Annotated in this window: 17 protein-coding genes; 15 read left to right on the forward strand and 2 right to left on the reverse strand. The window is 38.4% G+C overall.

Annotated features, from left to right (window positions below; genetic code table 11):
* Positions 1-222: 222 nt before the first annotated feature.
* Together SporoP32a_RS11430 and SporoP32a_RS11435 are read left to right on the forward strand one after the other, a co-directional pair.
* A complete protein-coding gene (locus SporoP32a_RS11430) occupies positions 223-2,259 on the forward strand; it encodes an EAL domain-containing protein (protein WP_085427996.1) in 2,037 nt (678 codons plus the stop codon).
* Positions 2,260-2,416: 157 nt separating this feature from the next.
* A complete protein-coding gene (locus SporoP32a_RS11435; protein WP_420542316.1) occupies positions 2,417-3,322 on the forward strand; it encodes a chemotaxis protein in 906 nt (301 codons plus the stop codon).
* Positions 3,323-3,421: 99 nt separating this feature from the next.
* Here the strand turns inward: SporoP32a_RS11435 and SporoP32a_RS11440 are convergent, their stop codons facing one another.
* Positions 3,422-3,601, reverse strand: coding sequence for a hypothetical protein (locus SporoP32a_RS11440; RefSeq protein WP_085427998.1), 180 nt, complete (start codon positions 3,599-3,601; stop codon positions 3,422-3,424).
* A gap of 69 nt (positions 3,602-3,670) precedes the next feature.
* Positions 3,671-3,838: a hypothetical protein gene (locus tag SporoP32a_RS16845; protein WP_157129970.1), complete on the reverse strand. Its 168-nt coding sequence runs from the start codon at positions 3,836-3,838 to the stop codon at positions 3,671-3,673.
* A gap of 219 nt (positions 3,839-4,057) precedes the next feature.
* Between SporoP32a_RS16845 and SporoP32a_RS11445 the strand changes: the two genes are divergently transcribed.
* The 13 genes from SporoP32a_RS11445 (at position 4,058) to SporoP32a_RS11510 (ending at position 13,385) form a co-directional block, all read left to right on the forward strand.
* The gene (locus tag SporoP32a_RS11445; protein WP_085427999.1) at positions 4,058-4,480 is read left to right on the forward strand and encodes a hypothetical protein; all 423 of its coding nucleotides are present in this window, start codon (positions 4,058-4,060) and stop codon (positions 4,478-4,480) included.
* A gap of 47 nt (positions 4,481-4,527) precedes the next feature.
* Complete coding sequence (locus tag SporoP32a_RS11450; protein WP_232319645.1) at positions 4,528-6,786, forward strand: ATP-binding protein; 2,259 nt, start codon at positions 4,528-4,530, stop codon at positions 6,784-6,786.
* 15 nt (positions 6,787-6,801) lie between these two features.
* Positions 6,802-7,065: a hypothetical protein gene (locus SporoP32a_RS11455; protein ID WP_085428001.1), complete on the forward strand. Its 264-nt coding sequence runs from the start codon at positions 6,802-6,804 to the stop codon at positions 7,063-7,065.
* 70 nt (positions 7,066-7,135) lie between these two features.
* Positions 7,136-7,366 (forward strand): ATP-dependent Lon protease, encoded by a 231-nt coding sequence (locus tag SporoP32a_RS11460; RefSeq protein WP_232319520.1) that lies wholly within the window; start codon positions 7,136-7,138, stop codon positions 7,364-7,366.
* 64 nt (positions 7,367-7,430) lie between these two features.
* Positions 7,431-7,757 carry a hypothetical protein gene (locus tag SporoP32a_RS11465; RefSeq protein WP_157129971.1) on the forward strand — a complete coding sequence of 109 codons (327 nt, stop codon included), beginning with the start codon at positions 7,431-7,433 and terminating at the stop codon, positions 7,755-7,757.
* A 24-nt stretch (positions 7,758-7,781) separates the two neighbouring features.
* Positions 7,782-8,066 (forward strand): hypothetical protein, encoded by a 285-nt coding sequence (locus SporoP32a_RS11470; protein WP_085428003.1) that lies wholly within the window; start codon positions 7,782-7,784, stop codon positions 8,064-8,066.
* 131 nt (positions 8,067-8,197) lie between these two features.
* A complete protein-coding gene (locus tag SporoP32a_RS11475; RefSeq protein ID WP_085428004.1) occupies positions 8,198-8,407 on the forward strand; it encodes a hypothetical protein in 210 nt (69 codons plus the stop codon).
* Positions 8,408-8,851: 444 nt separating this feature from the next.
* The gene (locus SporoP32a_RS11485) at positions 8,852-9,076 is read left to right on the forward strand and encodes a hypothetical protein (RefSeq protein WP_085428006.1); all 225 of its coding nucleotides are present in this window, start codon (positions 8,852-8,854) and stop codon (positions 9,074-9,076) included.
* 95 nt (positions 9,077-9,171) lie between these two features.
* On the forward strand, positions 9,172-9,582 hold the full coding sequence (locus SporoP32a_RS11490) for a DUF5412 domain-containing protein (RefSeq protein WP_232319521.1): 411 nt from the start codon (positions 9,172-9,174) through the stop codon (positions 9,580-9,582).
* 108 nt (positions 9,583-9,690) lie between these two features.
* Complete coding sequence (locus tag SporoP32a_RS11495; RefSeq protein WP_085428007.1) at positions 9,691-10,110, forward strand: cytidine deaminase; 420 nt, start codon at positions 9,691-9,693, stop codon at positions 10,108-10,110.
* Between the two features lie 100 nt (positions 10,111-10,210).
* Positions 10,211-10,651, forward strand: a complete 441-nt coding sequence (locus tag SporoP32a_RS11500; protein ID WP_085428008.1) for a hypothetical protein — start codon at positions 10,211-10,213, stop codon at positions 10,649-10,651.
* Between the two features lie 719 nt (positions 10,652-11,370).
* Positions 11,371-12,840 (forward strand): FAD-binding oxidoreductase, encoded by a 1,470-nt coding sequence (locus SporoP32a_RS11505; RefSeq protein WP_085428009.1) that lies wholly within the window; start codon positions 11,371-11,373, stop codon positions 12,838-12,840.
* A gap of 11 nt (positions 12,841-12,851) precedes the next feature.
* Entirely contained in the window at positions 12,852-13,385 is a 534-nt protein-coding gene (locus tag SporoP32a_RS11510; RefSeq protein ID WP_085428010.1) for a hypothetical protein, read from the forward strand.
* Positions 13,386-13,593 lie beyond the last annotated feature (208 nt).

The raw sequence follows: 13,593 nt of genomic DNA on the forward strand, positions 1-13,593 counted from the left end.
GCAAGTTAAAGGGTAACACTATTGAAATAGTCCAATATCTAGTATTCCAAGTGGCTTTAAATTAAATGCTCTGAAGGTTTCTGAAAATGATTGACTAGAATCGACGAATAGTAAATAATGAATAGTAAGCAACTCCAATTATACAATGTTTGATATGAGTAATAAGAATCATTATAAAGTATGAATTTCCCTTTTTGAATAAGGGATGAGGGGGTGGAACGTATGAATTCGATACTAGACAACCAAGAATACACACAACTAATCGGATCCTTTTCACCTAAGATGATACTATTATCTATTTTAGTTATAGCGTTCGCTTCCTATACCGCGCTCGTATTATATGATCGGATGTTGAAACCGAGTTTCTTCAAACGGGAAGTGTGGCTAATATTGGCGACACTCGCTTTATCATTCGGAATTTGGGCCACCCATTTTCTGTCGATGAATTCTTTATTGATTCCAGTTGAAATGCACATCCAGTACGGTTGGGCATTTGTATGTATAGTACCGATCTTTCTGACGGTGATATTTGCGTTCTGGCTCGTGCAAGCTCCATTGAAAGCTTGTTGGCGACATGCGCTAGCCGCTGCGTCGATTGCTTTTGGTATGAGTCTCATGCATTTTCTTGGCATGAAGGCATTAAAGGCGGATGCGTTAATTATCCACGATTGGAAACTAGTGATTGCTGGGAATATAGCGGGTGGATTGTTTGCGTATGTTGCGCTGAAGGCAATTAGTCATCCCAAACGTACGTCGTCATCGAAATGGATCGCTACGTTAAGCCTGGCAATGGGGACGTTATCTGCACATTACTTGGGTATTTTTGCTACTTCGTATTATATAGAAGAAGGACAAGCATTAAGTGAGTCCATCATGCATATGCAGATCATGAATACGTTGATCGGGGTTGGCGTTGGGTTATTGCTACTAGGCATGTTATTGACTTCCTATGTCGACGGTTATTTGGATTATTGGCTGAAGTACTTTGACGTGCTAACGAAACTCCCGAATCGACGAAATTGGGAGCGTTGTTTGACGGATGAAGTGGCAGCCGGTGATGTTGCCATTTGGAATTTCCCTGATTTACAGCGTATCAATCAATTATATGGTTATATGGCAGGGGATAAGATACTACAAGAAATCGGTGAGTTGCTGTCGAAATGGAAACCGCCATTTGCGGAACTATACAGAGTGAGCGGTAATCGCTATCTGTTTTGCGTGCATCAAGCAGGCCGTTCGGCGGACTTTTATAAAAACTTGGTCATTATGCAACGTGAGATTGATCAATTGCTGCCTATTAAACGCCAAGAGATGCGGTACGTCTGTGGTTTGGCCAAGGCTGACCAGAATAAGACAGTGAAGACGTTATATAAAGAAGCATTAATGGTCGTTGAACAAGCGACTGCTTCCCGTGAATGGGGATTGCTGACGTTTGATCCCGCGAGTCATGGCATGTCATACGAGCAGGATGTTTTGCGCGATATTAACAAAGCGCTTGATGAAAATCATATTTATATTGTCTATCAACCGAAAGTAAGAGGAAACAATGAAGAATTCGTCGGCGTAGAAGCATTGCTTCGCTGGACGCATCCAAAACTCGGAGCCATCCCGCCAGCGACGTTCATTCCGATATTGGAGCAAGAAGGGCGTATGGGAGAAGTGACGGACTGGATTATTCGAGAAGTGTGCGGACAGATTCATAACTGGGATTCGCAGGGCGTTCATATCCCGCAAGTAGCGATCAATATTCCGGGTGAATATGTGATTGAGCCACAATTACTCGATCTGTTATGGAAAGAGACCAATGCATACAGATTCGATCCGAGCCGTATTGAACTGGAGTTGACGGAAACAAGTACTGCCAAGTCCACGACTCAGGCTATTGCTGCGATGAAACGATTTAGGCGCTATGGATTCTCCATCGCACTCGATGATTTTGGAACAGGCGTGTCTTCTTTGTCCTTTTTACAGCAGATGCCCATTACGACGCTGAAAATAGATAAGTCCTTTACGGATGAAGTACCAGCACCAGCGAAAAAGTGTGCTGTACTGAATGCCATCCTTGCGATTGGTTGCTCAATGGATCTTTCTATTGTGATTGAAGGTGTGGAGAAGAAAAAACAAGTGGACTTCTTGCTTGACTTACAGCCAGACTTGATCTTTCAAGGATATTATTTCTCCAAGCCTTTAACCGTTCCGCAATTGGAAGAATGGGTGTTGGAGTCCAATAAACAGCGTCTCTGTCCAAATAATCCGTAACGGACGGTAGCAGTAAGTAAGGAACTAGATTTATTTTCATTGTCCTAGATTGAGAGTTTGTTTCTATGGTATACTAGTCCTATCGCACCAACAAGTTATGGAATTTATCGATAAATATACTATGAATAGACCACATTGTCTGAGAGGGTGGAAGAATTTGTCCAAGGATTCAGGGATTTTATTGGAAAGCGGCACAAATGAGCTGGAGATTGTCGGATTTGAGATGCAAGGTAATCGCTACGGCATTAACGTGATCAAAGTAAAAGAGATTATCATGCCATTGAAGATTACACCGATCCCCCACGCGCATTTTGCGGTAGAGGGAATTATTCAGCTACGTGGTGAAGTATTACCTGTCGTCAGTATGGAAAAGATTTTAGGAATGGCGCCATCGGAAAATCCGCAAGATGCCAAGTATATCGTCGCTGCTTTCAATAAACAAACGGTTGTCTTCCGTGTACACAACGTCACACAGATTCACCGTATTTCTTGGAATCAAATTGAGAAGCCTTCTGGAATCTATGCAGCAGAGAGCTCTCAAGTCATCGGCGTCATCAAGCTCGATGGCGAAATGTTGCTGTTGCTTGACTTCGAGAAGATCATTTTGGATATTAATCCGGAAGCGGGTATTAACGTGGAGCAAGTGAAGAAGCTTGGGAAACGTGAGCGTTCGGATAAACGTATTTTGGTTGCAGAAGATTCACCGCTATTGCGCAAGTTATTGCATGATACGCTAAGTGAAGCAGGCTACGCAAATCTCGACTTTTATGAAAATGGTCAAGACGCGTTCGATTATTTGGAGTCGTTAGTGGCGGACGGTGTAGACGTGAAGAAGGAAGTCCAGTTGGTCATTACGGATATTGAGATGCCACAAATGGACGGTCATCACTTCACAAAACGTGTGCGTGAAACACCGCAACTATCCGGTCTACCTATCATTATCTTCTCATCACTCATCACAGATGATCTGAAGCACAAAGGGGACAGCGTCGGAGCTGATGATCAAGTCAGTAAGCCGGAAATTGCTGAATTGGTATTGAAGATCGATAAGTATATATTATAAGAATGAGAGACTTCCGTTTTATGCGGGGGTCTTTTTTCGTTCATAGACTAAAAACACGCCACGTACCGATACCGGCAAGTGGCGTGTTAAGTGGATTCTTTATTTATCGTCGTCACGTTTCACCTTATCATCAATCGGAACATATTCTCCCTTAATTCCATCTTTTTCGATGTCGTAGTATTTATCTGCACCTACTCCACCTTCATCGATCATTCTTGAAATACCTTTCGTGCGCATTTCATGTTCCTTCACAATCTTTTTGCGGCCGTCATTCGTCATATTCGTTTCCACCTTTCACTGAAATATATGTTGGAGATAATGGTGTAACTTCACAGACAGATCTGCCATTTACTTATTTTTATCTTTGGATACTTCTACAATTTCTTCTTCCGGTGACACTTTTTTAATATCATAATACTTATCCGCGCCCATCCCGCCTTCATCGATCATTCTGGCGATTTCCTTCGTGCGCATTTCATTTGCCTTCACAATTTCTTTTCGGTCGTCTTTAGCCATTTATAATTCCTCCTTTAAAATAAAATCTTCTTTTACTCTGTTAGGAAATAGAATATGTGACTTGACTCTTTGTTGAATCTTCTCTCTATTTTACCACAAATACGTAAAGGAATGGGGAAATGCAAGTACTCTACTGGTTGATTTCCAGAAAATTTCATTATTGAAAGACAACCGAATGAAAGAAATGGTATATTTAGTTAAAAGAAGGGAGTGGCGCGTATGAAAAAGCTCTTTTTCCTCATTTTTGTGCTTAGTAGCCTGTTGGTCGGATGCGCTGAAAATACAGTATCCTATTCGGAAGTAAAGCAGGAGCAAGTCAACGAAAACGTCAAAAGATTCATTCAGAGTGTACAGGGGAGTCAGGATATAGAACGCAACGGAATATATAAATATTATGATAAAGCACATATTCAATACTTATACGTAACGCAGGATTTTCTCGCTAACGAAAAAGGTTTTGGCGGGTTGGATATCGAAACAGATAAAGATTCTATGCATATATATTTGAATGAAAATGATGAGCCGACAGAAGATACCTATTGGCTATATCGAATTAAATCAGATCGTGAATTTACGTATTCCAAGGTCTATAAAAATGGTGAAGAAACCTATTTCGGTACGATTGGCGTATCCGGCGACTAACGACTATATATTTACTGTCGAAAAAAGGGAAGTGCGAGCAAGTGGTAATGAATATAAATAGAAAAACAGACATTCCTCATATATATGCGAAAAACAATGAAATCTATAAAGTCAGTGATGGATTCTTGCGATTAACTGGATATGAAGAAAAAGATCTCATAGGACTATCACTTACAGATGTAGGCGTATTACTAAAATCTGAACATCAACTATCCATTCAAACTATCCAAGATGAAGCGCACGTCTATATTTATAACGATGAACTATTGCCGATAGAAGTGACAATTAGCTTCAGCACACTGGACTCCGATGTTAGCGTCTATTACTTTGAGAAGCTGGAAAGTCCTTCATTATACTTCACGTTAAATAATTTCGGAAGCAACGCAGCCAATCAAAATGGTTCTGTCGCGATTTTTAGCTATCCAGAAAGAATTCTTCTGCAGTATGACGAGAACTATATGGACGTCTTATCGTCGATGGATAGTAATTCCGACAATGTGTTAGGTAATCACGCCGTATTTTCAGTCGCCATCATGGGTGTACTATCCGAAGGCTTGTCTCTTCATGAATTTGAAGTGAAGGTTGTCGGGGCTAGGGGAATGGCGACGTATTGGGATATCAATATAAAAATGATTACGGGGGAACGCGATCGTCAGTTTGCCGTAGTTTCCTTTTATGATGTGACGGAGAGGGCTTATGAGAGAAACTGTTTCGAAAAACGTTATGAAGGGACGCAACTGATTCTGGATAATATGTCGGATGCGATTAATGTTTTGGATAAGAACGGGAATTATGTCTATATAAATAATAGGGCCAAAGATTTCCTATCTCCCTATCCTCCGTCAGGCGTCACGGGTTTGGAACCGATTTCCAGTGAAACAGCATATAAAGCGCATGAATTAAACGATGTAAATGGAGAAAAGATCGCCTTTGAAAATACGCCCGATCGGCGAGTGTTACGCGGTGAAAAGTTAAGTAATCACAAAATCATTGCAACGAGCGAACGATCTACGACGTATTTTTCATGTGAAGGCCAACCCCTTTATGATAGGGCAGGAAATATAGACGGAGCTATTTTGATTTACAAAAACACGGCGCTCGTCCATAAAGCAGTAGAATATCAAGCACTACGAGAAAACATGGATGTGTCTCCCATTTATTATGTGTCCTTTTCTCCAGAAGATTATAAAATCGATTATATTAATCAATACGCATTTCAATTTATTCAGATGCAGCGAAGCAATATCTCTACAGAACTAGATATTATCGGAAAATCGCTTTTTGATTTCTATAGAGCAGATAATTTACATGACGTGAAAAATGAAATCCACACTTCCATTACAACTAAAATTCCTTTTGTACACAAACATCAAGCCATGTTAAAAGGAGAGAAAAGGTATACAAAAACTATATTCCATCCCATATTTACGTGTGACAATATAGTAGAGAAGATTGTCGCGGTAGGGTTTGATATATCGGATGAGGAAATCGCAACGGAAAATATGGAGATCCTACTCACAATGCAAGAAGAAATCTTCATTAATATATCCCACGAACTCAAAACGCCGTTAAGTGTCATATTCAGTGGCGCACAATTAGTGCACTTGTATTTAGAAAAAAATTCTCTCGAAGAACATAGGGAAGAACTCTTCAATATCAATAAAGCCACGATAGGAAATTATTATCGTCTCATTAAATTGGTCAACAATATTTTGGATATTTCCAAGTTGGAATCGGAAGTGTATGAGTTGAGCACATACAATTATAATATTGTAGAGATTATTGACGGGATTGTAGACTCGGTATCAGACTATACGAAGTCTCAAGATATTCAACTCCTCTTTGATCCTGAAGTGGAAGAGGTAATGATGGCATTGGATGTTTATAAATTCGACAGGATTCTACTCAACCTTATTTCAAATGCTATTAAATTCTCTGCGACTGCTAAACAGATACTGGTGAAATTGATGGTAACCGATCAAAACACTGTAAGAATTTCCGTCACAGATGAGGGAATCGGTATCGCGCAAAAAGATCTAAACGAAGTCTTTAAGAAGTTCATCCAATTGAATCGTAATTTTAATCGTCTATCTGAAGGCGCAGGACTTGGTTTACCTTTAGCCAGATCTTTAGCCGAACTGCATGGAGGCACACTGTACGTTGAAAGTGTATTAGGTGAGGGAAGTACATTTACTATTGAACTGCCCATCGAGAATTCCACTACTAACGGAACTATATATGAGCCTACTCGTGATATGGATCGGATGGAAAGAGTGAAATACGAATTCTCGGATATATATTTTTAAAAGGGGCATGAAGATATGGATTCAAGTACTATGATTGTAGTTTTAAGAAATTTATTCATGGGTTTATTCATTGTTTTATTCGTCGTGGATATTTTCTCGAAAAAATCATATAAAATTCAGTACTATGTGGCTATAACACTCGGAGTCGTCTTTTCAGCTGTAATCTGGGAGTGGCCAATCGCGGTCAAAGTGGGGTTTATTGCGCTGTATGTTATTTTGGCTGTAAAAACAATTTTTGACGTTAGAAAAAGAAATGTAGAGATGAATGCAGATGTATGAACGCAAAAGAGTCCATTAACGCAATCGGACTCTTTTGCGACAGTCAGGTAGTTATTGAAGGAGGAGTTTTGTGAAGTACTTGTCAACCATACTAGTGGCCATGTTTTCGGGGATGTTGATCTTCTTTGGCCCTGTCGGAATATATATCTTATGTGTACTGATCATCGGAGTCATTTTTAGGTCATTCATATTAATTAATGAAATCCATAAACAAGTCGTACCAGCCGATAGCAATGACAGAGTGAAAGAGGCGTACGAGAGATATATAAAAGAGAGAAACGAAAATGAAACGGAAAGCTAATCTATGACGTGCTTAAACTTTCCGACGCGATCGCTTGATATTGCAATCAGACCGAACTATCTGAATGAACAAGCGGATTAGTCTGATGATAAAGGGGCTTTATATGAATACAAAATGTAAAAAGAAGATCTGGGGGATAGGTGCAGGAGTATGTATTGTACTTGTTGTAGCTTTCATATCTTGGTATTATCCGTTCTCGCCTTTTAGCATCCATCAAAGCTTTACCTATCATCCTGTTCCAGAAACTCATAACAGCAAAACCTACGAAGAAAAGATGGGTCAGTTTAAAGCTGCCTATGAGAAAGATCTAGATAAGGATGTAGAAAGTGATCATCACAACCCTACGGTAAATCGAACTCAATTTATTCTTCCGGTTTTTGAACAAGAATGACTGATCGGTACGGACTCGAAAACAATGGATAAAGACAAACTGGATAGAATGCTTTTGGATGTACAACAGGCAAGAAACACCTTGTTACACCTTGTTGTGTCTGAAGGAGATTATTCTAGGGAACAAAGAGTACACCTGGTAGATAGTTTAAATAACTTCCTGAACTTAGAAGAGAGTATTAGATTTATAAAAAACGGAAAGTATTTTTGGAGAAGTGATTTACAAACGATGTTAGGTAATCTGCAAGGCGATTTCTGGGCAGTTTTTGATCACTATACTACCGTCTTTTATGACGTATCTCATAAATAAAAGTTTGTTTTATAAGTAACTATCAGAGTACCGCAATAGAGTAAGAATAATGAGTAAGAGAAGGTAACTTGTAAGGGCAATTGAATCTTTACATAACTGAATGGCATAAATAAAAAAAGGAGGGGACGAAAATGAGCAATAAATCTACTTTAGCCGTTTTTTTAATTGCAATTCCTATACTGATCGCAGCTTTTCTTATTATTAACCCGGATCTATTACTATCGGGCGGCTATGAATTAGCTCTTGACGGATTTGTACTATCAAGAACTTTAGTGATTATTTTCATATTGTATATGCTATTTAAATTAGGTTTGATTTTAGTTAAGCAATCAGACAAATAGTTTTTTATTAGAATGGGGCATTAACAGAATAAGATTTGAGCTTTAAACGGGCCGAAGTGAACGGTTAACAAAAGGGGATGGATACACATGAAAAGCCCTTTTAGTACCTGGTCAATTGTTTTTATAGTTTTAGGATTAGTGGCATTTGTGGTCAATTGGATAACACCTGAAATAATGGAGCCTGTTGTTCTAGTCGGTTATATCTTTTTAGTAATTGGCATGATCTTTAGTTTTATCGCTTTTCTCAAAAGGGAAAATGGCGTAATGAAAATAATATCGTGTGTATCCTTTTTCATCATTTTACTTTGCCTTGTATTGATTGAACCACTTATGTTTGTATATATACTTACTTGGTTAAAGAACATATTTTAACAAATGGATACGTTTACTGAATAAGGGCAGGGCTACAATCGGACCAAATTATTAGAAGAGGAGATTGAAAGAATGAATGATATGAATTTTATGGGGGCAGGAAATTGGATTGGTATGCTCTCAACAATTTTAATCATTACTTGTTTTTATTTTACACTTACATTTTTCCAACATTTAAGACTTAACGATGAACGTGTTGTTAAACAGTCAAAGTTAGCAGCAGTTATTTGTTTAGCACTTGGCTTGCTGTTACCCGTCTTATATGGTTTTTATATGTACAATCAGATGATGCGGTGAAAAATAGGTAATGTGGGACAATCGTGTGCTTGATTGTGGCACAAATTTTATGCCATTAACGGGCCAGATTATAGAAGTTGAAAAGGGGATTCTCTTTGGGAACTACGGAAGAAATTAATATAAAAGGTGGAAAAAAGTCAACTTATAAAAAAGTATTAAAAGTGTTTTTAGTCGTAGGTTTATTGTTTATTGCATTAATCGGATATGGATTTTATGCGTTATTCATTGATATGAACAGATTGCCGACAGGAGAATACTTGACAGAAGAGACATCTCCCGATGGAAAGTATACGCTAAAGGCTTATGTCACCAACGGAGGTGCAACAGTTTCATATGCTGTTCGTGGGGAGTTGGTATTTAATGAAAAAAGTAATAAAACTAAAAATATCTATTGGAATTATCGTGAAGAAAATGCAAGTATCACTTGGACAGATAATGATACAGTAGTTATTAATGGGCATTCATTGGACGTGCCAAAGGATAAGTTTGATTTTAGAAATCAATAATACATTATTCCATTATTGGGCGCGTTTAATGAATAAGGGCTGGGCTACAATGGGACCATTTAGTGGGAAATACACAAAATAAAACACTTATTTATGGGGAGAATAAAAATGGACATAGAAAAGCAATTATTCGATTCGGCAGTTGAATTAATTAAAAAAAGATATCCTTCTAATTGGGGTGGTGCTGCAGCAATGGCATTAGAGGATGGTACGATTATGACAAGTATAGCACCTGAAGTTATTGTTGCTTCCACGGAACTCTGTATCGAAACAGGGGCAATTCTAGAAGCTCATAAACTAGACAAAAGGGTAACCCATTCAATATGCGTAGTACGAGATGATGAACATTCGGATTTCAAGGTACTATCCCCGTGTGGAGTATGTCAGGAAAGATTAATTTATTGGGGACCAAAAGTAAAGGTAGCAGTTACTGTACCAGGAAAAGAGTTAGTTTTTAAGACTTTATCAGAGGTGCAACCTTTTCATTGGACTGCTGCTTATCCAGATGAAGATTTATTTAATGAGTAAAACTCTGTAAACGGGGGCGATTCTATAAGATAAATTTCACCCGTTTTCTGTAATAGGACCATTTAGAAGTATAAGTGCTTGTGGAGATGAGGTGAATCAAATGCGGTTACCAAAGTATATTACAGGTTTAGCAAACCACAATATTGATTTAAAGAAGATGGATGGACACTTATTTAAAAAGTTAGGATATGAAATTGCCAGGAAATTTCATGGTGAAGTAATTGGTTATATTTCGCCCAAATATCCATTAAATTATTTTCGCTTGGATATAAAGATAGGTGAAAGTATAATGTCCATTTTACTTCATGAATACTTTCCTTATGTTGCCACCGCTTCATATGAAAATGAACTTCAAATCCATTATTTAGATTGTGAAGATGTAATAAACACATTAAGACCATACTACACAATTTTAGAAATGGCATTTCTAAATGAACCCTTTAATCCCGATTTTCATGACTTATCAGAGATTGAATTAAAAAACGAAAAACATTGGAGACCGAATACAAACGGAGAAGTTATTTTTAATTATTGGGATTAGCATTTGTTCTATTATCCGGCGCAATTGTCGCAGAGATCCTCTGTAGTCAGCTAGTCGATCTTCCTTACAGCCGGCTTCGGGAGTATCAGCTAGAGCCGTTACGAAGAGCGGCTTTAGCGAGTGAAGCGAAGAGAGTAGTTCACCGCCCTCCGCGTCTGGCTGCAACGAGTTTGCACCCACTATCCTTTTATTGAGGACGAGCATTGCCCAAGTGTTATGTCATGAACAAGCCAGTTGGTATCAAAACAGGTTGTGAGAGCTGAAAAGGTCTTGGAATGATTGAAAATATACATGTCCTTGTTGTAGAAGTAAAACAGTTTATAATACCTCCAATTACAAGTGGATTTACGAATAGAATGTCTTCTTCTATCTAGTTAATCAGTTCTATTTATTTGAATGGAAGGTGTGTTTTATGAGGTCGTCAAAAAGTAAGTTGTATTTGATCACATTATCTTTCGTTCTGTTAACGGGCATATTCTTAATTTACAGTGTACCGCAAAACGGTTATGTCTACGCTTATATCCTGTTATTTTCGTTTTGGATTATCGATTATCTTGTTCATAAGAGTAAAAGTAAGAACGAAAAGTAGTCAATAAAGTGTAACTGCTTTGTAAACTCTACTATTTCTAGTTTTTCACATACGTCCTAGTGGATACGATCGTTAAAATTGAAACCCATTATTCCTATTGATTAAAAGACTGACTAGATAAGGAAATCATATGCAAACGATAGCACTCTTAGTAAAGAAACCTTGGTTCCTTGGAAGTCTAGTTGTTGTTTTTGTATCCGTTATCTTATGGAACATTCCGATTGAGAAGAGGAAATATGGGCTCACTCAAAGCGGTTTAGTCACAGATTACACCGGTCTACTTCCTGAACGTATTGAACGAGTGGTGAAAGCTGAAAACCGAAGTGAATTGCAAAGGATTGTGAAACAAGCGAACGTCGATGGGCAACAAATTGCAATTGCTGGATTGCAGCACTCACAAGGTGGCCACACGTATTACAAAAATGGAGTTGTTTTGGATATGCGGACGTTCAATCGTGTTTTGGAAATAGATGAACGGCAAAAAACGGTTCGTGTAGAAGCAGGCGCTACTTGGGAAGATGTGCAGGAGGCCATACAACCTCTTGGACTGGCTTTGAAAGTGACGCAATCTCAATCGATTTTTACAATTGGTGGTTCACTATCTGTAAATGCACATGGGCGAGATATCCGCTTTGGTTCGATGGCTGAAACGATAAAGGAAATGACAATCATTACCCCTGAAGGTGACATTAAGACCATAACCCGAGAGGATCCGGATGAATGGATGAAGTACATATTTGGTGGCTATGGATTATTTGGCGTGATAGTAGATGTAACAGTGGACGTAACGGAAAACAAACTATATACAGTTCAAACAGAAAAAATGAAAATTGACGCGTATGCTTCTTATTTTGACCAGTTATTAAATGATCAAAATATGGCCATGCATTATGCCAGAGTGAGCGTAGCACCCAGTTCCTTTTTAGATGAAATGTATGTGATCAATTACAAACAGACAGAAAAACGGGATTATGTGACGGCGCTTAAAAAAGAACGAAGTGTTCGTTTAACTAAGTTAGCACTTGATATTGGCCGACATGGGGGTGCTTTAGAAAATCTTTTTTGGGGAACACAAAAGCGTTATATTGCTTCTATTGATGGGAAAGAGATTACCCGAAATAATGTGATGCGTTCGGAATCTACGTTTATGGAATATACGAAGCCGGGTCGTGTGGAAGTGTTGCAGGAATTTTTTATTCCGGTTCATAGATTTGAAGCCTATATGAACGAGTTGAAAAACATAATCCCAGCCAATGATAAAAATGAGGATTTCAAAATTCATAATATAACTATTCGATATGCCGCTGCGGATCCATTCACCATTTTAAACTATGCCAAAGAAGATATGTTTGGTTTGGTTGTTTTAATGCAGCATGGGTTAAAGGAAGAACAGATTTCCGAAGCGACGTCTATCATCCAAAACTGGACCCATCTAACATTAGACCATGGCGGAACGTATTACTTGCCATATTATCGTTATCAGACGAAGGAACAGTTCAGGCGCTCCTATCCTCAGTGGGAGAAATTTGCTGAGGAAAAGTTACGTAGAGATCCGAATAACGTTTTCCAGAATATGTTTTACGACTATTATGTAAAATGAGGGAACGCAGCATGAATCATAAAGGTACGCGTTATTTACCGTTGGTGGTCACGGTCGGGCAGGTTGTTATTTTCCCATATTATATCATTTGGTTAAAAGAAGTATCTTTGACGTTTACTTTATTTGCCTGGTTCTTTGCGGCATTTTCTTTCGCGGCTGCCTGGGGATACCAAATCGCACAATCAAGAACAAATAAGGACCATTCGTATCTCATGTTCATTTATGCAGGGATGGGAATCGTGTATATATTAATAGGCGCTATAAAGAATTCATCTGACATTCTTCCTTATGCGGTCATTTTATTGCAGGTTATTCTTGGACTGTTACAAGGATACTTCCGTGCCTGGCATGCTGAGCAAGATACCTACCATTTACACGCAGTCCATCATTATTTGATTGTTGGCTGCGCGATGATAGGTTTCAGCTTCGTTAAAATCATATCTCCCGTCGTTGTCATTACGATATTTGGGATTTTGATGTGTATGTGTGCGGTGTGGGAACTTATGAGAAATGAAAAGAAAAAGACCATTATTCCCGGGAAATAAACTTTATAGCTCTACTTTCCCTTTGGATATATTCAATCGTGGCTTCAAAGAAATTATTAACTATTGCAAGATGGTAAATATATGAAATTATGCTATGATCGGCTGGAATGGATTAATAAGTAAAAGAGTAGCGACTATTTATTTTTCAGATGTAAAAATAAAAGAAATTCTAAACTTATTACAAGTGGAAATGCTATTGAGGGAAGGT

The organism is Sporosarcina ureae (assembly GCF_002109325.1).
GTDB classification, from domain to species: Bacteria; Bacillota; Bacilli; order Bacillales_A; family Planococcaceae; genus Sporosarcina; species Sporosarcina ureae_C.